Raw genomic sequence first — 20,196 nt, 5'->3', positions numbered from 1 at the left:
TCGCCGGTCAGGAGAGGGCCGAGCGTTCGGTTGATCGGGCTGGCCGTAGGGCTGGTGGCGGCGGCCCTCATCGGGGTGTTCGCGGTGTCCGAGCGGGGTCGGGGGTCGCCCCCGTTGCCCGAATTCGCTCCCGATTTCGCGGCGGAGACCCTCGACGGGAACCGCTTCGACATGACCGTGCAGCGGGGCCGCTGGGTGGTGGTCAACTTCTTCTCCACGTGGTGCGTGCAGTGCGTGACCGAACACCCCGAGCTGCTGGCCTTCCAGGAGCGCTACCGGGACAACCCTGACGTGCGGCTGATCAGCGTGGTGTTCGAGGACGACGTGGAGGCCATCGCCCGGTTCTTCGCCGACCACGGCGGGGACTGGCCGGTGGTGATTTCCGACACCGGTCGGATCGCCATCGACTTCGGCGTGACCGCGGTGCCGGAGACTTATCTGGTGGACCCCCTGGGCCGGGTGGCCGTCAGGTTCACCGGCGGGGTGACCGTGGCCGATCTCGAGACCCAACTGGCCCGAGCGGGGGCCCGCGGGTGATCACCCGTCGCCGACGAGTCACGCTGTCCTGGCTGTTGGTGGGGGTGGCGGTGGGCACCATGTTGGTGTTCGGGGCGGTGGACAGTCGTGACGACCACACCAACGCCGAACGGGCTCGGGACATCGGGGCCACCATCGCCTGCCCCCAGTGCGTGGGTCAGTCGGTGGTGGAGTCTGACGTGGCCATCGCCCGGGAAATCCGTGCGGAGATCGGCCGGCTGGTGGTGGCGGGGGCCACCGACGATGATATCCGACAACGATTTGCCGACCGCTACGGCGACTGGGTGATCCTGACCCCGTCGACGTCGGGGGTGGGCGGCTTGGTGTGGGTGATTCCGGTGGTGGGGTTGGTGCTGGGATCGGGGTTGCTCGGGATGACGCTCCGCCGATGGCGGCGCCTGGCGCACGGTGGCGAGCCGCCGTCACCCGCCGACCAGGCGTTGGTCGAACAGGCCCGCCAGAGTCCCCCAGGGACCACCCCGGCAGGGTCCACCGGGGACGGCGACCATGGAGGATGATCGGGAGTTCTGGCTGGCCTCGCTGGACGACCTGGATGAGGAGTTGGCCGCCGGCGACCTGGAGCCCGCCGATCACCAGGCCCTCACCCAGAGCTACACCCGGCGGGCGGCCGACGCCCTCCGCCAGGAGGGTGGACCGCCCGCCCCACCCGGCAGGGGTCCGGGGTGGAAGCGGTTGGCGGTGGTGGCAGCCCTCGTTGCTGTGGGTGCGCTGGCCGGGGTGATGCTGGGCCGGGCCGTGGGCTCACGCCACGCCGGGGACACCATCACCGGCAACGATGCGGTGACCAGCACGGCGGGGTTGCTCCGCGACGCGGAGGACTCGATTGCCGCCGGGGATCGGGCGGAGGCCCTACGGATCTACCAGCAGGTGTTGGACCGATCCCCGTCTCATCCGGTGGCGCTGGCCTACCGGGGCTGGCTGCAGGCCTTGGACGGTCAACTGGGCGAGGCCGCCGACTCCCTGGCCGACGCGGTGGCCGCCGATCCGGCCTACCCCGACGCCCGGGCGTTTCGCACCATCGTCCTGTACCGGACGGGTGACTGCTCGGCGGCGGCGGCCGAGCTGGCCGCCTTCGACGCCACCGATCCCCCCTCGTTGATGGCCGACTTGGTGCAACAGCAGGGCCTGCGGGGACGAATCCCCCTGTGCCTCGCGCTGGAGCAGGGAGCCGAGGGCCCGCTGACGCTGGCCTCGCTGGGGGCCAACGCCGACGACGCCGTGGCCGCCGCCGTGGCTCTGTGGGAGCCCACGGCGCCGTCGGAGGGCGACCCGGGGCTGGCTCTGCGGGTGTACGAGGCCGTCCTGGGCGACCACCCCGATCATGGGTTGGCGCTGACCTACAGCGGGGTGCTGCTCATCCAGACCGGGCCGGTCGAACAGGCGGCCGTGGGCGCCGGGCGGATCAACCGGGCCGTGGAAGTCGCCCCCGACGACCCGGAGACGTGGTTGTGGCGGGCGTGGCTGTACCTCGGTCTCGATCGGGTTGATCAGGCCCTCGCCGACCTGGACCGCCTGAACGCCCTCAACCCACCGCCGGAAATTGCCCTTTTGGCCGACGACCTCCGGTCGCGAGCCGCCGAGAGGTGATCGGCTAGTCGGTGACCACCGTCATGCGCACCGCATCGCTCCACTCGTTGCACTGTCTGCTGGCGCTGTACACCCATAGGTCGAAGGAGGTGTTGTCGGGCAGGGTGTCGGCCGTCTCGGGCCGGGTGTCGGCTGCGTCGATTCGACCGTCGCCGTTGATGTCCTCGTAGGCACCCGTGATCTCATAAGTGCCGTACCGGCTGCCGACCTGCACGGTCACGCTTCTCGTGTCGCGGTTGAAGTCGAGGTGGCCGCCGGCCGCCCGGAGGGCGAGGTAGCCACGCACCCCCGTCGGTCGGTAGAGGACGGCGAATCTGCTGATCGGGCACAACGCAGTCGACGGTATATCCCACGTGATCGTGAATTGCTTGCTGCCCGGGGTGCCCGGCGTGGTGACCTGCACATTTTGCGGCTGAGGGGGTTGGACGAAGGCGGTGGTGGCCTTCGTGGTGGCCGAGGGGCCGTTGACGCCATTGTTGCGGGCGACGACGGCGAACTCGTACTCCCGTTCACTCTCCAGCTCGGTGATGGTCTTGGCCGTCATGAGCCCGACGTCGATCCAATTGGACCACCGCAGCCACTCCGGTTCGTCGGTGGTGCCCCAGTTGGCCCGGTAGCGGACTCGATAGCTGGTGGGGGTGCCGCCGGTGGTGGGCGGGTCCCAGGCGAGGCTGACCTGGGGGGCCACCTGGTTGTCAGCGGGGGTGGCCGTCAGGTTCCGGGGCTGACCGGGTGCCACCGGCGGGGGGAGTATTTCGGTCGGGTCGGTGGTGACCTGGTTGACCGTATTGGCGAAGCTCCAAGCGTCACACTGGACGCTGAAGGTGCTCGTCACAACGATGAATGACGTGGCGTCGGGTAGCGTCGCCGCGGTCTCTTTCCGGGTGTCGGAACCGTTGATCTCCCCGTCACCATTGATATCCACGTAGAAACCATCGCTGTCGATGGCGCCGTACGTGCTGTCGACCTTGACGGTGAAGTTTCTCGCGGTGTTGTCCAGGTTGAGGGGGCTTCCGGCGACGCGCCATTCGGCCCGAGCCGGCATGTTCTGCAGTGTCCCAATGCCGTACCTCACCTGGTAGCGATCGATCGGGCACAAGCTGGACGTCGGTGCCTCCCACGTGACGGTGAACTGCTTGCTCATCGCCGTTCCCGGCGTGGTCACCTGCACATTGACCGGCAATTCCGGTCGGACCAGGGCAGTCCTGGCTTGCACGGAGACGGCAGCACTGACGCCATGGGCGTTGCCCGCCCGCACAGCGAACTGGTAATCGCGATTGCTCCGGAGGTTGATGACGGTCTCGGCGGTCGCGAGTCCGACATCATCCCAATCCGACCATTGGGTCCAAAGGATCGGAGCGGTGGTGGAGTTGGTCCAGCGGTGGCGGATCTCGTAGTAGGTGGGGGTCCCCCCGGTGGTGGGTGCGTCCCAGTCGAGGCTGACCCGGGGACTCACCTGATTGCCGCCCGGCGTAGCGGTCAGATTCTGAGGTGGTCCGGGAGCCTCTTGCGGCGTCGGGGTGGCGGTTCCGGTGGCGGTTTGGGTAGGGGAGGCCGTAGCGGTCCCGGTGGGCGACGCGGTGGCGGTCCCGGTGGGGGAGGCGGTGCCGGTGGGGGAGGCGGTGGGCGACGCGGTGGCGGTGCCGGTGGGCGACGCGGTGGCGGTGCCGGTGGGCGACGCGGTGGCGGTCCCGGTGGGCGACGCGGTGGCGGTGCCGGTGGGCGACGCGGTGGCGGTCCCGGTGGGCGACGCGGTGGCGGTGCCGGTGGGCGACGCGGTGGCGGTCCCGGTGGGCGACGCGGTGGCGGTCCCGGTGGGCGACGCGGTGGCGGTCCCGGTGGGCGACGCGGTGGCGGTCCCGGTGGGCGACGCGGTGGCGGTCCCGGTGGGCGACGCAGTGGCGGTCCCGGTGGGCGACGCAGTGGCGGTCCCGGTGGGCGACGCAGTAGCGGTCCCGGTGGCGGTAGCGGTCGTGGTAGCCGTGGCGGTTTGGGTGGCCGTGGCAGTAGTGGTCCCAGTCGCGGTCGGTCCGGGCGGAACCACCACGATTGGAGGGGTCGGGCCCTCTTCGCAGGAGTCGCCGGGCACGGCGAGGTCTTGGGGCACTTTGTCGCATTCGTCGTCGAAGAGCTGCCCGAGCCACACGGGGTGCAGGGCGGCCAAGCGGGCCAGAGCGTTCTGGCGGGCGGCCGCCGACCGACGGGTGCGGGGCAGCGAGCACGTCTCGGCGATGCCGTTCCCGTCGTCGTCATAGGGGTAGGTCAAGGGCCCGCCGAAGCTGGCGTTCATGCAGTAATAGGGGCCGTTGATCGGGGTGCCCGAGTAAAACAACGTGTGGCCAGCGTCAGGCACCACCGACGGGGTGACGGTCACCACCGGCGGAGGATTGTTGGGGTTGGCCCGAGGGGGAGCGCACTCGTCCCTGGACTCCTCGCCGGGTTCTCCCAGGGTTGCGGGCACTTTGAGGCACTCCTCGGCGAAGAACCGGGCAAACGGTCCGGGGAACTGCACGGCCAGGCGTTCCAGGGAGTTTTGGAGGGCGGCGGCGTCCCGGCGGCTGCCGGACAGCGAGCAGGTATCGGCCACCCCGTCGCCATCACTGTCGAATGGGTAGGTGACGGGCCCGCCGAAGCTCCTGTTCAAGCAGTAGTAGGGGTCGGTGATGGTCGGGCCGGAGTAGAAGCGTGTCTGACTGGCGTCGGGGGCCACCGGTACCGGCTGGGCGCGAACCACCAGGGCGCCGACGAGCGCGGCGATGACTGCCAAAGCCAGTGCTCTTGTCGCTGTTTGCCGAAACATGCTGCGGCCTGTGACTCCCCCTGTGCCCGGGCGCTGCCAAAGCGACAACTCCGGGTCTTGGATGATCGGGATTCCTGTGGTCTATGTTGTTGCTGTTACACCTGTTGTGGACAATGTAGTTGTGGTCAATGTTGCAGATGTGGCTACTGGGTGCAATGAGCATAGTGTGAATGCAGGGGCGAGCGCAATCACATGACGGCAATTTGAGACCGGGGAGAAATCTGGGGGCGTTCTACTGCTCGGTCAGCAGCAGCGGCGCTTATGGCGAGAGACCCTCCACCACGAAGTCGATGCAGCCGCACAGCGCCGCCACATCCGAGGGAGGGATGGCGGGAAACAGGGCCACCCGGAGCTGATTGCGACCCAACGCCCGGTACGACTCCACGTCGATGATGCCGTTGACCCGCAGCACCGCAGCGACCTCGTCGGCCGACACCCCGTCAAAGTCGATGGTGGCCACCACGGTGCTGCGGCGGGCGGGGTCGGTCACGAACGGCGTGGCGTAGTCGGTGCGGTCCGCCCAGGAATACATGATGTCGGCCGACTGGTCGCAGCGGGATGCCGCCCATTCCAGCCCGCCGTTGCCGTTGATCCACTCCACCTGGTGGACGGCCAGGAACACGGTGGCCAGGGCCGGGGTGTTGTAGGTCTCGTTCTTTCGGGAGGAGGCGAGGGCGATCCCCAGATCCAATGACGGCGGGATCCAGCGGTCGGAAGCGGCCATCCGCTCGATCCGCTCGATGGCCGCGGGCGAGCAGCAGGCCAGCCACAGCCCCCCGTCGGCGGCCAGACACTTCTGGGGCGCGAAGTAGTACACGTCGGTCTCGGCGGGGTCGAAGCGCAGTCCGCCCGCGGCCGAGGTGGCGTCCACCAGCACCAGGCCCTCGGGTGCGGGGCGGCGAAGCCCCATGCACACCCCGGTGGAAGTCTCGTTGTGGGTCAGGGCGTAAGCGTCCACCGAGGGGTCGGCCACCGCCTCGGGGTGGCTGCCGGGCTCCGTGCTGATGACGTCGGGGGCCTCCAAATGGGGGGCGGCGGCCACCGCGGCGGCGAATTTCGCCGAGAACGCCCCGAAGCTCAGGTGCTGGCTGCGGGCTTCGATCAGCCCGAAGACGGCGGCATCCCAAAATCCGGTGGTCCCGCCGTTGCCCAACACCACCTCGTAGCCGTCGGGCAGCGACAGCAACTCGGCAACCCCTTCCCGGAGCCGACCGACCACGTCCTTCACCGTCGCCTTGCGGTGGCTGGTACCGAGAAAGTTTTCGGCCTCGGCAGCCAGGGCGGCGGCCGCTTCGGGCCGCACCCGCGACGGCCCGCTGCCGAAGCGCCCGTCCTCGGGCAACAGGTCAGGGGGAATGGTGATGGTGGAGGACTGAGCTGCGCTGCCCACGGGACCCAAGGATACTCCCTGGCCCTCCGGGTCCGGTCGCCCAGCCACTGGGATTTCTGCATCGAAAGTGGGGCGGCGGTGTGGGAAGCTGCGGTGATGGCTCGTATCTCCCAGCGAATCTCCGCCATCGCCCCGTCGGCCACGCTGGCCGTGGACGCCAAAGCCAAGGCGCTCCGGGCCCAGGGAGCGCCGGTTATCAGCTTCGGGGCCGGCGAACCCGACTTCCCCACCCCCGAGTCCATCGTGGAGGCCGCCCTCGCCGCCGTGGGTGACACAAGGAACCACCGCTATTCCCCCGCCGGAGGGCTCCCCGAGCTGCGGGAGGCCATTGCGGCCAAGACCCGCCGGGATTCGGGCTACGAGGTGGACCCCTCGCAGGTGGTGGTCACCAACGGGGGAAAGCATGCGGTGTACAACGCCTTCGCCGTGCTTCTCGACCCCGGCGACGAGGTGCTGTTGCCCGCGCCCTACTGGACGACCTACCCGGAGGCCATCGCCCTGGCCGGCGGCACCACCGTGGAGGTCCCCACCACCGCCGAAAGCGGCTTTCTGGCCACGGTGGAGCAGCTCGAGGCGGCCCGCACCGACCGCACCAAGGCGCTGGTCTTCGTGTCCCCCTCCAATCCCACCGGCGCGGTCTACCCTCGGGAGCAGGTGGAGGCCATCGGGCGGTGGGCGGTCGACCACGGCATTTGGGTGGTCACCGATGAGATCTACGAGCACCTCACCTACGACGATCACCAATTCAGCTCCCTACCGGTGGTGGTCCCCGAACTGGCCGACCGCTGTGTGGTGGTCAACGGGGTGGCCAAGACCTACGCCATGACCGGCTGGCGGGTGGGTTGGCTCATCGGTCCTGCCGATGCCGCCGCCGCAGCCGTGAGCCTGCAGTCGCACCAGACCTCGAATGTGGCCAACGTGTCGCAGCAGGCGGCGCTGGCCGCGGTGAGCGGCCCCCTGGACGCGGTGGCCGAGATGCGGGCCGCCTTCGACCGCCGCCGCTCGACCATGCACCGGCTGTTGAACGAGATCGACGGCGTGGCCTGCATGGTCCCTCAGGGGGCGTTCTACGCCTTTCCGTCTTTTGCCGGGGTGTTGGACCGGGCCGGGATGCCCGACACCACCGCCGATCTGGCGGCGTGGATCCTGGAGCAGGTCCAAGTGGCTATCGTGCCCGGTGAGGCGTTCGCCGGCCCCGGATACGCCCGACTGTCGTTCGCCCTGGGCGACGACGACCTGAGCGAGGGCATCGGACGCATCGCCGACCTGTTGAACTCGTGAACGGTTGACCGGGATCGGGTGACGGGGAATGGGCGACCGGTAATGAGCGACAGCGCCACCCAGCCCTTCGGAAGCTGGCCGTCGCCCATCTCGGCGGCCTCGCTGGTGGCCGACGCCGCGGTGCCCGTCAACCTGTGGAGCCACGGCGGGCGCATCTGGCTCACGGAGTCCCGCCCCCAGGAGGCGGGCCGCAACGCCTTGGTCTGCGACGGGCGCGATTTATGGGACGGCGTTTCGGTGCGGACCCGGGTCCACAGCTACGGCGGCGGGGCTTGGTGGCCCGACGGCGGGGGCGGGGTGTACGCCTCCGACGACGCCGACGGGCGCCTGTGGCGGGTGGGGACCGACGCCGCGGCCCGCCCGGTGTCGCCTGAACCCGAGTTCGCCCACGGCCGGCGCTACGCCGACGGCCGATCCGACGGCGCCGGGCTGGTGTGCGTCCGGGAGGATCACCACGGCGTAGCCGAGGCCGGCGCCGGGGAGGGCAACCGAGAGGCGGTCAACCAACTGGTGCGCCTCGGCGGTGACGGACCGGCCGAGGCCGAGATCGTGGCGTCCGGGGCCGACTTCTACGCTTGGCCCCGCCCCAGCCCCGACGGCCGGCACCTGGCCTGGATTCAGTGGGACCACCCCAACATGCCCTGGGACCACACCGAGCTGTGGGTGGACGGTCGCCGCAGGGTGGCGGGAATGGGGTCGGTGGTGGAGCCCCAGTGGGGCCCCGACGGCCGGCTCTACGTGGTCAGCGACCACCGCGGGTGGTGGAACCTGTACCGCCTGGAGGGCAGTGACCTGGTGGCGGTGTTCGAGACCGACGCCGAGGTACACCGGCCCGCCTGGGTGTTCGACGACCCCAGCTACGCGGTGTGCGACGACCACACGGTGGTGGTGGCCGCCGTGCGGGGCTCGCTGGCCGAGTTGTGGGTCGTGCCCGCCGACGGATCCGCCCCCCGGCTCTTGGACCTGCCGTGGACGTCGTACGGGTGCGTCCGGCCGGCCGGGCCGCACGCCGTTACCGCCATCTGTGCTTCACCCACCCAAGAGCCCACCGCCGTCCGCATCGACGTCGCCGACGGCGCCTGGCAGACCGTTCGCCCGGCGGGCCGGGCGGCCGTGGACCCGGCGTATGTGACCTCGCCCCGCCCGATCAGCTTCCCCACCACCGACGGGGCGCGGGCCCACGGCCTCTACTACCGGCCCGCCCATCCCTCCGCCCGGGCGCCCGGCGGTGAGCGGCCCCCGCTGTTGGTGCTGGGCCACGGCGGCCCCACCGGCGCGGCCCGCAGCCAGCTCCAGCTCGGCATCCAGTACTGGACCAGTCGGGGCATCGCGGTGGTGGACGTGAACTACCGGGGCAGCACCGGCTACGGCACCGCCTACCGGGAGGCCCTCCGGGGGCGCTGGGGCCTGAGCGACGTGGAGGACTGTGTGGCCGCCGCCCGACACCTGGTGGACGCCGGAGAGGTGGACGGCGACCGGCTCATCATCCGGGGCAGCAGCGCCGGGGGCTACACCACCCTGTGCGCGCTGGCCTTCCACCGGGTGTTCGCCGCCGGGGCCAGCCGCTACGGCATCGCCGACCTGGCCGCATTGGCGGTGGACACCCACAAGTTCGAGGCCCGCTACATGGACACCCTGGTCGGGCCCTACCCCGAGGCCGCCGACGTGTACGCCGCTCGCTCGCCCATCGGTTTCGTCGACCGGTTCGAGGCGCCCATGATCGTGCTCCAGGGGGCCGACGACGAGGTGGTGCCCCCCAACCAGGCCGAGATGATCGTGGCCGCGCTGGAGCAGCGGTCGATTCCGGTGGCCTATCTGCTGTTCGAAGGGGAACAGCACGGTTTCCGTCGGGCCGAGAACATCGTGTCCGCCCTCGAGGCCGAGTTGGCCTTCTTCGCCGAGATGCTGGGGTTCACCCCCGCCGACACCCTCCCCCCGGTGGCCATTCGCCGGTAGGCCGGGTCTCCCCTCGGCCACCGCCGGTCGGTGCCGTGGCCGGTGGCCGAGTGGCTATCGTGGACGGCGATGGCTCGGGTATTGGTTGCGGAGAAGATCGCCGACAGCGGTTTGGACCGGCTGCGGGACGCAGGCCATGACGTGGAGGTTCGCCAAGGGCTTTCTCCCGAGGAACTCCTGGAGGCGGTGGCCGGGGTACACGCCCTGATCATCCGGTCGGCCACCCAGGTCACCGCCGAGGTGATCGAGGCCGCGCCCGAGCTGGTCATCGTGGGCCGGGCCGGGGTGGGCCTCGACAACGTGGACCTGGACGCGGCCACCCATCAGGGCGTGCTGGTGGTGAACGACACCCAGTCGAACATCCAGTCGGCCGCCGAGCACACCATGGCCCTGTTGTTGTCGCAGGCCCGCAACGTGCCCCAGGCCCATGCCGCCTTGATCGCCGGTCGGTGGGAGCGCTCCCGGTGGGAGGGGGTCGAGCTGAGCGGCAAGACCCTGGGCATCATCGGGCTGGGTCGCATCGGACGGCTGGTGGCCGAGCGGGCCGGTGCCTTCGGGATGCGGGTGGTGGCCAGCGACCCCTACGTGTCCGACGAGCTGGCCTTCCAGATCGGGGTGGAGATCAAAGAGCTGCCCGAACTGGTGGCCGAAGCCGACTTCATCACCGTCCACGTGGCCCGCACCCCCGAGACCGTCGGCCTGATCAACGCCGACCTGTTGGCCGGGGCCAAGCCGGGCCTGCGGGTCATCAACGTGGCCCGGGGCGGGATCGTGGACGAGGCCGACCTGGCCGAAGCGGTGGCCACCGGACGCATCGCGGGCGCGGCCGTGGACGTGTTCACCGCCGAGCCGACCACCGAGTCGCCGTTGTTCGAGTTGGACTCGGTGGTGGTCACCCCCCACTTGGGGGCCAGCACCCACGAGGCCCAGCACAAAGCAGGCGAGGCCATCGCCGAGCAGGTGCTGTTGGCCCTGGCCGGGGAGTTCGTGCCCGCCGCGGTGAACGTGGCCGCCAAGGGAGTGAGCGAGGTGCTGCGCCCCTACCTGCCGCTGGCCGAACAGATCGGGCACCTGTTCGGCACGCTCTGCGAGAGGCTGCCCGAGGTGCTCGAGGTGGAGTTGCAGGGCGAAATCGGCCTGGCCGACAACACGGTGGCGGTGATGTCGGCGGTGAAGGGCATGTTGACCGCGGTGTCGGACATGCCGGTGAGCTACGTGAACGCGCTGACCATGGCCCACGAACGGGGCATGGACGTGCGGGCCATCAGCAGTCCCACCGCCGTGGACCACGTGAACCTGCTCATGCTGAGCGGTGGGGGCCACAGCCTGGGCGGCGGTCTGCGGGGCCCCCGCCACGAGCCGGTGCTGTTGCTGGCCGACGGCCACAGCCTCCACATGCCGCCCGCCCAGCACATGATCCTGCTGTCCAACGAGAACCGACCGGGAGTGATCGGCGCGATCGGCACGCTGTTGGGCGACGCCGGGATCAACATCGACGACATGAGCGTGGGCCAGTCGTCCACGGGGGAGGGGGCGTCGATGGTGATCGCCACCTGTCAGCCGGTGCCCCGGGAGGTGGCCGACGCCCTGGTGGCCATCGACGGCGTGGTGGCGGCCCGCTACCTGGGACTGTCCCCGGCCTCGGTGTAAGCGGGCGGGCCTCCGGGCGGCCATGGGCAGCCATACCGTGTTGAAAGCACCGGAACCCCGGCGTACACTGTGGCCCGTGAGCCGCATCCACACCAGCCTGCTGCTCTTGTAGGGCGAGCACCTCAGGTGCTCGTCCCAACCCCCTGGTCCCTTCGGGCAGGGGGTTTTTTCATGAGCCAACCCGAAATGGTCAATCCCGTGACAACCTCATCGCCCCCCCAGCAGCCCTCCGGCATGCCGATCCACAAGTACCAGCCGTTCGAGCCGATCGGACTGGCCGACCGGTCGTGGCCCGACGCCGTGCTCACCACCGCACCCCGCTGGTGCTCGGTGGACCTGCGAGACGGCAACCAGGCCCTGATCGAGCCCATGAGCCCCGACCGGAAGTGGAAGATGTTCACCGCCCTGGTGGAGGCCGGGTTCAAGGAGATCGAGGTGGGTTTCCCCTCGGCCTCGGACACCGACTTCCGGTTCGTGCGGGAGATCATCGAGCAGAAGGCCATTCCCGCCGACGTCCGCATCCAGGTGCTCACCCAGGCCCGCCAGGAGCTGATCGAACGCACCTATGAGGCCATCGACGGGGCCGCCGACGCCATCGTGCACCTGTACAACTCCACCTCCACCGTCCAGCGGCGGGTGGTGTTCGGCTTGGACATGGACGGCATCGCCGAGATCGCCACCCGGGCCTCGCGTTGGTGTCGGGATCTGGAGTCGCAGGTGCCCCACACCGAGGTGTTCTACGAGTACTCGCCCGAGTCGTTCACCGGCACCGAGCTGCCGTTCGCCAAGCGGGTGTGCGACGAGGTCACCGAGATCCTGGCCGACGGCCACGACAAACCGGTCATCATCAATCTGCCCGCAACAGTGGAAATGTCCACCGCCAACATCTACGGCGACATGATCGAGTGGATGCACCGGAACCTGGACCGTCGGGAGCGCATCGTGTTGAGCCTGCACCCCCACAACGACCGGGGGACGGCGGTGGCCGCCGCCGAGTTCGGGCTCATGGCCGGGGCCGACCGGGTGGAGGGCACCCTGTTCGGCAACGGGGAGCGCACCGGCAACGTCGACGTGGTCAACCTGGCCATGAACCTGTTCAGCCAGGGCGTGGACCCCGAGCTGGACATCTCCGACATCAACGGGCTGCGCCGGGTGGCCGAGGACTGCAATCAGCTCCCCATCCACCCGCGTCATCCCTACGTGGGCGATCTGGTGTACACCGCCTTTTCCGGGTCGCACCAGGACGCCATCAAGAAGGGCTTCGAGGCCATGGAGCGCACCGGCCAGACGCTGTTCGAGGTGCCCTACATCCCCATCGACCCCAAGGACGTGGGACGCACCTACCAGGACGTGGTGCGGGTGAACAGCCAGTCGGGCAAGGGAGGGGTGTCGTATCTGCTCCAGACCGAGGTGCAACTCGACCTGCCCCGGCGGATGCAGATCGAGTTCAGCCGGGTGATCCAGCAGATCGCCGAGGACACCGGCGAGGAGGTCACCGCCGACCAGATCTACAGCGAGTTCGCCACCGAGTACCTGGATTTGGACGAGCCCTACCGGCTGAACGGCTACGAGTCGGCCCAGAACGCCCGGGGGGCCGATCGCACCGTGGTCACCGCCCGGCTCACCTGCGGGGCCGAGCAGGTGGTGGTCCACGGCGAGGGCGCCGGCTCCCTGGACGCCTTCGTGAGCGGGCTCAACGAGATCATCGACCATCCGATCAAGGTGGTGGACTACCGCGAGCACGCCCGGGGCGGGGGTACCGACGCCGAGGCTGTGGCCTACATCGAGCTGTTGGTGGACGGCCGGGAGCTGTGGGGCTGCGGCATCCACACCGACATCACCACCGCGTCCATGCGGGCCATCGTGAGCGCCCTCAACCGGGCCTGTGCCGGCCTCGGTTGAGGGCGAGGGGGTCGCTCAGCCTTCGGTGAGGGAGAACTGATTGACGTAGGCGAAGCCGTCGAGCTGGTTGGCCTGCAGGGCGTGTTCCGACATGGTCCACAGCGTGTCGCCGATCACCAGCAGGCGCTGGATGGGCGGGGTCCACACCCAGCACACGAGCAGCTTCTCGTCGTCGTCGATGTCGATTTCCGGGGCTTCCTCCCGGACCCATTCGGGCTTGATGGGCTCGCATTCCTGGTTGCCCACGCGGTCGGGGGCGTCCAGGGGGCAGATGCGGACCAGGTTGTCGCCGCCGATGAAGGACCGGACCGCTTGGGTGTTCTCCACCGGGCGACAGCCGGGGAATTCCACCTGCTGTTCCCGGTGTGACACCCGCCCGATCTCGGCCACCCCGTCGCGGTTCACCCGCAGGGCCACCGCCCCGAAGAACTGCTCGCCGCCGTCGTAGTCGTACCGGGTGAGGGGGATGGCCACCATCTCCTCGGGAGCCCAGTGCAGAAAGGCCCGGTGATCCCACTCGGCTTCGCTGTGGCCGCCGGGGAAGACGATCACGTCCAACTCGGAAGGCGCCGACGGGTCGCTCACGTCGAACAGCGAGACCTTGGCTCCCCGCGTGCGCCCGGTGTCGTCGGCGTCCTGGCCCACGCCCAGCAACAGGCCGTCGCCCAGGGGGTGCAGATAGGTGGAGAAGCCGGGAATCTTCAACTCGCCCGCCACCGAGGGGGCGGTGGGATCGGACAGATCCAGCACGTAGAGCGGATCGACCTGGCGGAAGGTCACCACGTAGCCGATGTCGCCCGCGTAGCGGACCGAGTAGATCCTCTCGCCCAGTCCCAGGTTGCCGACGCTGCCCACCTCGGTGAGCCGGCGGCCCTGCTGTTCGAGCACCACCACCTGGCTCTCGGAGTCCTCGTCGTTCCACAGCCCGCCCAGGGTGGTGGCCACCCGGAAGTAGCCGTTGTGCTCGTCCATGGAGAACTGATTGAGCAGTTGCCCGTCCACCGTGCCCGTGGCCTCGTAGCGGGCCGGGCCGTCGGCCGACACCGAGAACTTGTGGACGACGGTCGTCCACTCCTGCGGTTGCGGGGCGATGACGGAGGTGGCTTGGCCGGAGTCGATGACCTCCGGTTCGGACCACACCGGGGTGCTGCTGGCCAGGTACAGCGACTGCCCGGAGCCGTAGAGGGTGTTCCCGTCGGCCAGCACCGAGGCGGCGTCGCCGGTGCCGAGCGGTTCGGCCAGGCTGAAGCTCAGCACCGACAGCGTGGTGAATCCGGAGAACTCCTGGGGGGTGTAGAGCTGCTCGCACTCCGGGAGCAGGCCCGCTCGGGTGCCGTCGGGCCCGTCGAAGCGATAGGCCGGAAGCCACGCCCCCAACTCGGCCGAAGCGGCGATGTCCTTGTTGGCCTGCTCGGCCACGTCCTCGGCGGACGGGCCGGAGGGGTACACGAATTGGAACTGCAACGGGTAGCTGGTCATCGACATCCACACCACGTCGCCCACCGAGCGGGCACTCAGGTACTGGCCCTCCACCCGGAGTTCGGCCACCACCTCCATGGCGGCCGGGTTCGACAAGTCCACCTCCTGGACCAACGACACTTGGCTGCCCCCGAACATCACGTCCCGGGGGGTGACCTGATCGCCGACCAGGTCGCTATCGGCCACCGGCGTCAGCCCGTTGGTGAACTCGGTGGAGAACACGATGGCCCGGTCGCCTCGAACGAAGATCTCCTGGCCCCAGTTCGAGCCCGACTCCGACACCAGGCTGACGCGGCCGATGTACCGGGGCTGGTCGCCGGAAACGTCCACGTAATGCAGGTGGCCCTGGGCCACGGCCAGGATGCGGTTCCCGTCGGTCTTGACGATGTCCGGCTCGTCCACCCCCACCACCTGCACGTTGGTGCTCGAGAACCCGCCCCCGTCACCGCCGGAGCTGGAGGTGGCGGTGTCGGCCGGCTGCGGGGCGGGTGCCGCCGCCGGAGCCGCCGCCGAGTCATCGGCGGAGAATTCCACCGCCATTTCCTCCCGCGCAAACGGCTCGATGCCGAAGTAGGGGCCGTCGTCCAAACCATAGGGACCGACGCGACTCACGGTCTCGGCCCGCAGGTAGTCCAGCAGGGCCGCGCAATCCTCGAAGCTCCGCAGCGCCGACAGCAGCTCCAGGTCGTCCAGTACCACGGTGGGTTCGTCCGGCCCGTCGCCGGAGCCGGTTGTCGCTCCGGTTGTCGGCTGGGCCGTGCCCCCGGTGATGCCGGGGGAGTCGCCGCCGTCCGAGGAACAGGCCCCGGCCAACAGGGCCAAGGCGAGCACCGGGGCAACCAGCACGGAAAGGGTTCGGGACCAGGTCATTGTCATCTTCGACATGCTCCCTATGACGACGGGGCGATAGCGGCTGGTTCCCGGCCCGGGGGAGTTTTCATGATTCCACCCTACTCCGGGTGGGTGACGGCTACGGTGCTGTTCGACCGGCCCCTTGGTCAGCCGGCCAGCGAGGGCATCCAGGTGGGGCGAGCGGCCTCGAAGACGTCAATGGCGTCGGTGTGCCGCAGGGTGAGACCGATGTCGTCGAGGCCCTCCAACAGCCGGTGCTGCACGGCCCCGTCCAACGGAAAGCCCGCGCGCAGGCCGATGGCGGGCGCCGACACGGTGAGGTGCTCCACGTCCACCGTGATCTCCACCGACGGGTCGCCGGTGACCGCGTCCAACAGGGACCGGGCCACTTCCTCGTCCACCTGTACGGGAACCAGGCCGTTCTTGGCCGAGTTGTTGCGGAAAATGTCGCCGAATCGGGGTGAGATCACCGCCTCGAAGCCGTACTGCTGAATGGCCCACACCGCGTGCTCCCGGGAGGAGCCGGTGCCGAAGTTGGGCCCGGCCACCAGGATGCGGGCCTCGGCGAAGCGGGAATCGTTCAGCACGAAGCCGGGGTCTTCTCGCCACTCCGAGAACAGCCCCTGCTCGAAGCCGGTGCGCTCCACTCGCTTGAGCCAGTCGCTGGGGATGATCTGGTCGGTATCCACGTCGCTGCGGTCCAAGGGCAACGCGGGGGCGGTGATGATGCGAACCGGCTTCACGACAGGTCCTCGGGGGCGGTGATGATGCGAACCGGCTTCACGACAGATCCTCGGGGGTGGCGAAGGTGCCGGCCACCGCGGTGGCGGCGGCCACTGCGGGCGACACCAGGTGGGTGCGGCCCCCCTTGCCCTGGCGCCCCTCGAAGTTCCGGTTGGAGGTGCTGGCGCACCGCTCGCCCGGTGCCAGCTTGTCGGGGTTCATGGCCAGGCACATCGAACAGCCCGGCTCCCGCCAATCGAACCCGGCGGCCTTGAACACCTGGTCCAGACCCTCGGCCTCGGCCTGGGCCTTGACCGCCCCGGAGCCGGGGACCACGAAGGTGCGCACACCGGCGCGCACCCGGCGGCCCTCCACCACGGAGGCGGCCACCCGCAGGTCCTCGATGCGGCTGTTGGTGCAGGAGCCGATGAACACGGTGTCCACCGGGATCTCCTTGAGCGGGGTGCCCGGCGTGAGTCCCATGTAGTCGAGGGCCCGAGCGGCCGCCTCCCGCCCGCTGCTGTCGGCCAGGCTGTCGGGATCGGGCACGGGATCGGTGATGGGGGCGACCTGAGCAGGGTTCGTGCCCCAGGAGATGTGGGGCACCAGTTCCGACCCGTCGATGCGGACCTCTCGGTCGAAGGCGGCGTCGTCGTCGGTGGGCAGGCTGCGCCAATCGTCCAGGGCGGCCTCCCACGCCGACCCCGTGGGCGCCCCGGGTCGCCGCTCCAGGTAGTCGAAGGTGGTGTTGTCGGGGGCGATCATCCCGGCCCGGGCGCCCGCCTCGATGGACATGTTGCACACCGTCATGCGCCCTTCCATCGACAACGACCGGATGGCCGAACCCCGGTACTCGATCACCGAGCCGATGCCCCCACCGGTGCCGATGCGGCGGATGATGGCCAAGATCACGTCCTTGGCCGTGCAGGCTGGCGGCAGCGTGCCGTCCACGGTCACCGCCATGGTCTCGGGCCGTTGCTGGGGCAGGGTCTGGGTGGCCAGCACGTGCTCCACCTCGCTGGTGCCGATGCCGAAGGCCAGCGCCCCGAAGGCGCCGTGGGTGGAGGTGTGGCTGTCGCCGCAGACGATGGTCATGCCCGGCTGGGTCAGGCCCATCTCCGGCCCGATCACGTGCACGATCCCCTGGCCGGGGTGGCCCATCGGATACAGGGTGATGCCGAACTCGTCGCAGTTGGCCCGCAGCGTCTCCACCTGCTGATGGGACACGGGGTCGGCGATGGGCCAGGTGATGTCGGCGGTGGGGACGTTGTGATCCTCGGTGGCCACCGTCAGGTCGGGTCGCCGCACGGCACGGCCGCTCATGCGCAGCCCGTCGAAGGCCTGCGGCGAGGTCACCTCGTGTATGAGGTGCAAATCGATGTACAACAGGTCGGGCTCGCCGTCGGCCCGCTGGACGACGTGTCGTTCCCAGACCTTCTCGCTGAGGGTTCGGCCCATGGGTGCTCCGATGTCGGGTGGGGGTGCGGGGTCCGAGGCTACCGGTTGGTGGCCGGGGGGGAGGGGTCGAGGGCGACACCACCGGGGGTCGGCGGGTCGTTGGGGACCGGCGGTGGCTCGGTCACCCCCACGGCGTCGAGGGCCTGGCTCATGCAGCCCCAGAAGCTGTCGAAATCGGTGACCACCGAGGCGTGGCCCCCGGCATAGGAGAACACGCTGATGTCGCCGACGGCGTCGGTCAGCGCCTGCTGGAGATAGTCGGGCACCACGTTGTCGCCCACCGTGCGGATCTGGGCGATGGGCATGGGCAACTCGGCGATCCAGCCCGACGAGTTGAAGTTGAACAGCTCGGTGCCCGCGTCCAGGATGGCCTGGGGGTTGCCCTTCAACACCTCGGCTTGGGCCCATCGGCTGATGTTGGTGCCGATCACGTTGAACACGGTGTGCTCCCAGCCCCAGAGCCGCAGCTTGGCCGGGGTCAACCGGGCGCCCGCCGCGATCAGCGGGAGCAGGGAGAAGCGCACGGCCCGAAAGCCCCGACCCCGGAAGCTGGTGGAGGTGGCCCCCAGGATCAGGCCGGTCACCCGGTCGGGGGCGGCCCGGGCGGTCAACTGGGCGATGGCGCCCCCCATGGAGTAGCCCGCGATCACGAAGCGGTCGATGCCGAGGGCCTCGGTCACGGCCAGCACGTCGTCGGCGCAGTCGCTCATGCGGAATCGGCGGGTGGGCAAGCCCAGGCCGTGGCCCCGGTGATCGAAGGCCACCACCGAGGCCCGGCGGGCCAATGGCGCAAAGGCCGGGTACCAGTTGAGATCGGCGGTCACCGTCCAGCCGTGGAGCAGGACCACCGTGGGCGAGCCCGGCGGACCGGCCAGGCGGCGGACGAACACCGAACCCCGGTCGGGCAACTCGATGAACTCACCCGACGGCAGGCTCGGCCCGACCGGTGCGCCGCTACTGCTCACGCCGGATGCTCCCTTCGGGATTTCCCCGGAGGGGAGTCTCCCTTCGGGGTGTTGGTTGCCGTTTGGGTCTACTGCTCAAGGGACACGATCTGCACGGAAAGGGAGCCACCGGCGGGGCTCTCGAAGGACCGGGTCTCGCCGACCTTGGCCCCCATGATGGCCGCCCCCATGGGCGAGGCGGGGGAGATCACGTCGAGCCCGTCGTGTCGTTCCTCGATGGAACCCACGAGATAGGTCTCTACGTCGTCGGGGTCGCCGTCGTGGGCCACGGTGACCACCGTGCCCACGGCCACGCGGGTGCCGTCGCCCGCTTCCACGATGCGACTGTTGTTCAACAGGGCGCTCAGTTGGGCGATGCGGGTCTCCATCTTGCCCTGTTCGTCCTTGGCCGCGTGGTAGTCGCCGTTCTCGCTCAGGTCGCCCAGCTCCCGGGCCGCCTCGATCTTGCGGGCGATGTCCACCCGTCCCACGGTGGTGAGCTGCTCGAATTCCGACCGCAGGCGGTCGTATGCCGTTTGGGACAACTCGTGGATTTCCGGCATAACGGGCCATTTTAGTGTTCGCATTCGGTACCGCGGTATTCGTATCCTGAAGGGCCATGTCCCACGTCATTGGAGTTGTCGGCGGTGACGGCATCGGTCCCGAGGTGGTGGCCGAGGGCCTGAAGGTGCTGAACGCGGCCGGCGTGGAGTTCGACACCGTGGCCTACGACCTCGGGGGAGCCCGCTACCTCAAGGACGGTACGGTGCTGACCGACGAGATCCTGGAGGAGTGGCGGGGCCTGGATGCCCTCTACGTGGGGGCGGTGGGCACGCCCGATGTACCTCCCGGGGTGATCGAGCGGGGCCTGCTGCTGCGCATGCGGTTCGAGCTGGACCTCTACGTGAACCGCCGGCCGTTCCGGTCCCCCGACGGAGGCTTCGAGTTCGAGGTGATCCGGGAGAACACCGAGGGCACCTACGCGGGCGAGGGCGGTTTCCTACGGCGGCACACCCCGGCCGAAGTGGCCACCCAGGGGTCGGTGAACACCCGTTTCGGGGTGGAGCGCTGCGTTCGCTACGCCTTCGAGCTGGCCCGCAGCCGTCCGGGGCGCCACCTCACCCTGGTCCACAAGACAAACGTGCTCACCTTCTCCGGCGACCTGTGGGAGCGGACTTTTCTCGAGGTGGCCGAGGAGTACCCCGATGTGGCCACCGCCTACAACCACGTTGACGCCGCCTGCATCTACCTGGTGGAGGACCCCAAGAGCTACGACGTGATCGTGACCGACAACCTGTTCGGCGACATCCTCACCGATCTGGCCGGGGCCGTTTCCGGCGGGATCGGGCTGGCCGCCTCGGCCAATCTGAACCCCGACCGCACCGGACCGTCGATGTTCGAGCCGGTCCACGGCTCGGCCCCCGATATCGTGGGGACCGGCCGGGCCAATCCCACCGCTGCCATCCTGTCCGCCGCCATGATGGTCGACTTCCTGGGCGACACCGATGCCGCCCGCCGGATTCGGGCCGCCTGCGGCGATCCCACAACACAGACGGGCACCACCACCGAAATCGGCGACGCCATCGCCGAGCGGGTGTGACCCCCGGCCGGACCGA

The 20,196-nt window shown here is 69.6% G+C and carries 15 protein-coding genes; 8 read left to right on the top strand and 7 right to left on the bottom strand.

Going from position 1 to position 20,196, the window contains the following annotated elements:
* The first annotated feature begins 30 nt into the window (after positions 1-30).
* Genes ACOQPQ_RS05855 through ACOQPQ_RS05845 form a run of 3 tightly spaced genes read left to right on the top strand, consistent with a single transcriptional unit; the run spans position 31 to position 2,145 of the window.
* On the top strand, positions 31-537 hold the full coding sequence (locus ACOQPQ_RS05855; protein ID WP_420638506.1) for a TlpA family protein disulfide reductase: 507 nt from the start codon (positions 31-33) through the stop codon (positions 535-537).
* Positions 534-1,055 (top strand): cytochrome c-type biogenesis protein, encoded by a 522-nt coding sequence (locus ACOQPQ_RS05850; protein WP_420638505.1) that lies wholly within the window; start codon positions 534-536, stop codon positions 1,053-1,055. Before ACOQPQ_RS05855 ends, ACOQPQ_RS05850 begins: the two co-directional genes overlap by 4 nt.
* Positions 1,045-2,145, top strand: a complete 1,101-nt coding sequence (locus ACOQPQ_RS05845; protein WP_420638504.1) for a tetratricopeptide repeat protein — start codon at positions 1,045-1,047, stop codon at positions 2,143-2,145. Before ACOQPQ_RS05850 ends, ACOQPQ_RS05845 begins: the two co-directional genes overlap by 11 nt.
* A 4-nt stretch (positions 2,146-2,149) precedes the next feature.
* Here the strand turns inward: ACOQPQ_RS05845 and ACOQPQ_RS05840 are convergent, their stop codons facing one another.
* The gene (locus ACOQPQ_RS05840; protein WP_420638503.1) at positions 2,150-4,912 is read right to left on the bottom strand and encodes a fibronectin type III domain-containing protein; all 2,763 of its coding nucleotides are present in this window, start codon (positions 4,910-4,912) and stop codon (positions 2,150-2,152) included.
* A gap of 292 nt (positions 4,913-5,204) precedes the next feature.
* Positions 5,205-6,335: a phosphoserine transaminase gene (gene serC, locus ACOQPQ_RS05835; RefSeq protein ID WP_420638502.1), complete on the bottom strand. Its 1,131-nt coding sequence runs from the start codon at positions 6,333-6,335 to the stop codon at positions 5,205-5,207.
* A 96-nt stretch (positions 6,336-6,431) separates the two neighbouring features.
* On the opposite strand from serC, the gene ACOQPQ_RS05830 reads away from it, so the two are divergent.
* From ACOQPQ_RS05830 to leuA, 4 genes are all read left to right on the top strand, one after another.
* A complete protein-coding gene (locus ACOQPQ_RS05830; RefSeq protein WP_420638501.1) occupies positions 6,432-7,616 on the top strand; it encodes a pyridoxal phosphate-dependent aminotransferase in 1,185 nt (394 codons plus the stop codon).
* A gap of 42 nt (positions 7,617-7,658) precedes the next feature.
* Positions 7,659-9,572, top strand: coding sequence for a S9 family peptidase (locus ACOQPQ_RS05825; RefSeq protein ID WP_420638500.1), 1,914 nt, complete (start codon positions 7,659-7,661; stop codon positions 9,570-9,572).
* Between the two features lie 69 nt (positions 9,573-9,641).
* Positions 9,642-11,222 (top strand): phosphoglycerate dehydrogenase, encoded by a 1,581-nt coding sequence (gene serA / locus ACOQPQ_RS05820; protein WP_420638499.1) that lies wholly within the window; start codon positions 9,642-9,644, stop codon positions 11,220-11,222.
* A 171-nt stretch (positions 11,223-11,393) separates the two neighbouring features.
* On the top strand, positions 11,394-13,124 hold the full coding sequence (leuA, locus tag ACOQPQ_RS05815; protein ID WP_420638498.1) for a 2-isopropylmalate synthase: 1,731 nt from the start codon (positions 11,394-11,396) through the stop codon (positions 13,122-13,124).
* Positions 13,125-13,139: 15 nt separating this feature from the next.
* Here the strand turns inward: leuA and ACOQPQ_RS05810 are convergent, their stop codons facing one another.
* From ACOQPQ_RS05810 to greA, 5 genes are all read right to left on the bottom strand, one after another.
* Positions 13,140-15,479 carry a beta-propeller domain-containing protein gene (locus ACOQPQ_RS05810; RefSeq protein ID WP_420638497.1) on the bottom strand — a complete coding sequence of 780 codons (2,340 nt, stop codon included), beginning with the start codon at positions 15,477-15,479 and terminating at the stop codon, positions 13,140-13,142.
* Between the two features lie 122 nt (positions 15,480-15,601).
* Positions 15,602-16,198, bottom strand: a complete 597-nt coding sequence (leuD, locus tag ACOQPQ_RS05805; RefSeq protein WP_420638496.1) for a 3-isopropylmalate dehydratase small subunit — start codon at positions 16,196-16,198, stop codon at positions 15,602-15,604.
* A gap of 37 nt (positions 16,199-16,235) precedes the next feature.
* Positions 16,236-17,636, bottom strand: coding sequence for a 3-isopropylmalate dehydratase large subunit (leuC, locus tag ACOQPQ_RS05800; RefSeq protein ID WP_420638495.1), 1,401 nt, complete (start codon positions 17,634-17,636; stop codon positions 16,236-16,238).
* Positions 17,637-17,674: 38 nt separating this feature from the next.
* Positions 17,675-18,601 (bottom strand): alpha/beta fold hydrolase, encoded by a 927-nt coding sequence (locus ACOQPQ_RS05795; protein WP_420638494.1) that lies wholly within the window; start codon positions 18,599-18,601, stop codon positions 17,675-17,677.
* Between the two features lie 68 nt (positions 18,602-18,669).
* Positions 18,670-19,143: a transcription elongation factor GreA gene (gene greA, locus ACOQPQ_RS05790; protein ID WP_420638493.1), complete on the bottom strand. Its 474-nt coding sequence runs from the start codon at positions 19,141-19,143 to the stop codon at positions 18,670-18,672.
* Positions 19,144-19,199: 56 nt separating this feature from the next.
* On the opposite strand from greA, the gene ACOQPQ_RS05785 reads away from it, so the two are divergent.
* Entirely contained in the window at positions 19,200-20,180 is a 981-nt protein-coding gene (locus ACOQPQ_RS05785) for a 3-isopropylmalate dehydrogenase (RefSeq protein WP_420638492.1), read from the top strand.
* The last annotated feature ends 16 nt before the right edge of the window (positions 20,181-20,196 follow it).

Source organism: Candidatus Poriferisocius sp. (assembly GCF_965219775.1).
GTDB lineage: Bacteria > Actinomycetota > Acidimicrobiia > Acidimicrobiales > Bin134 > Poriferisocius.
Note: the sequence above shows the minus strand (reverse complement) of the source record. Positions and strands in the feature narration are given on the sequence as shown.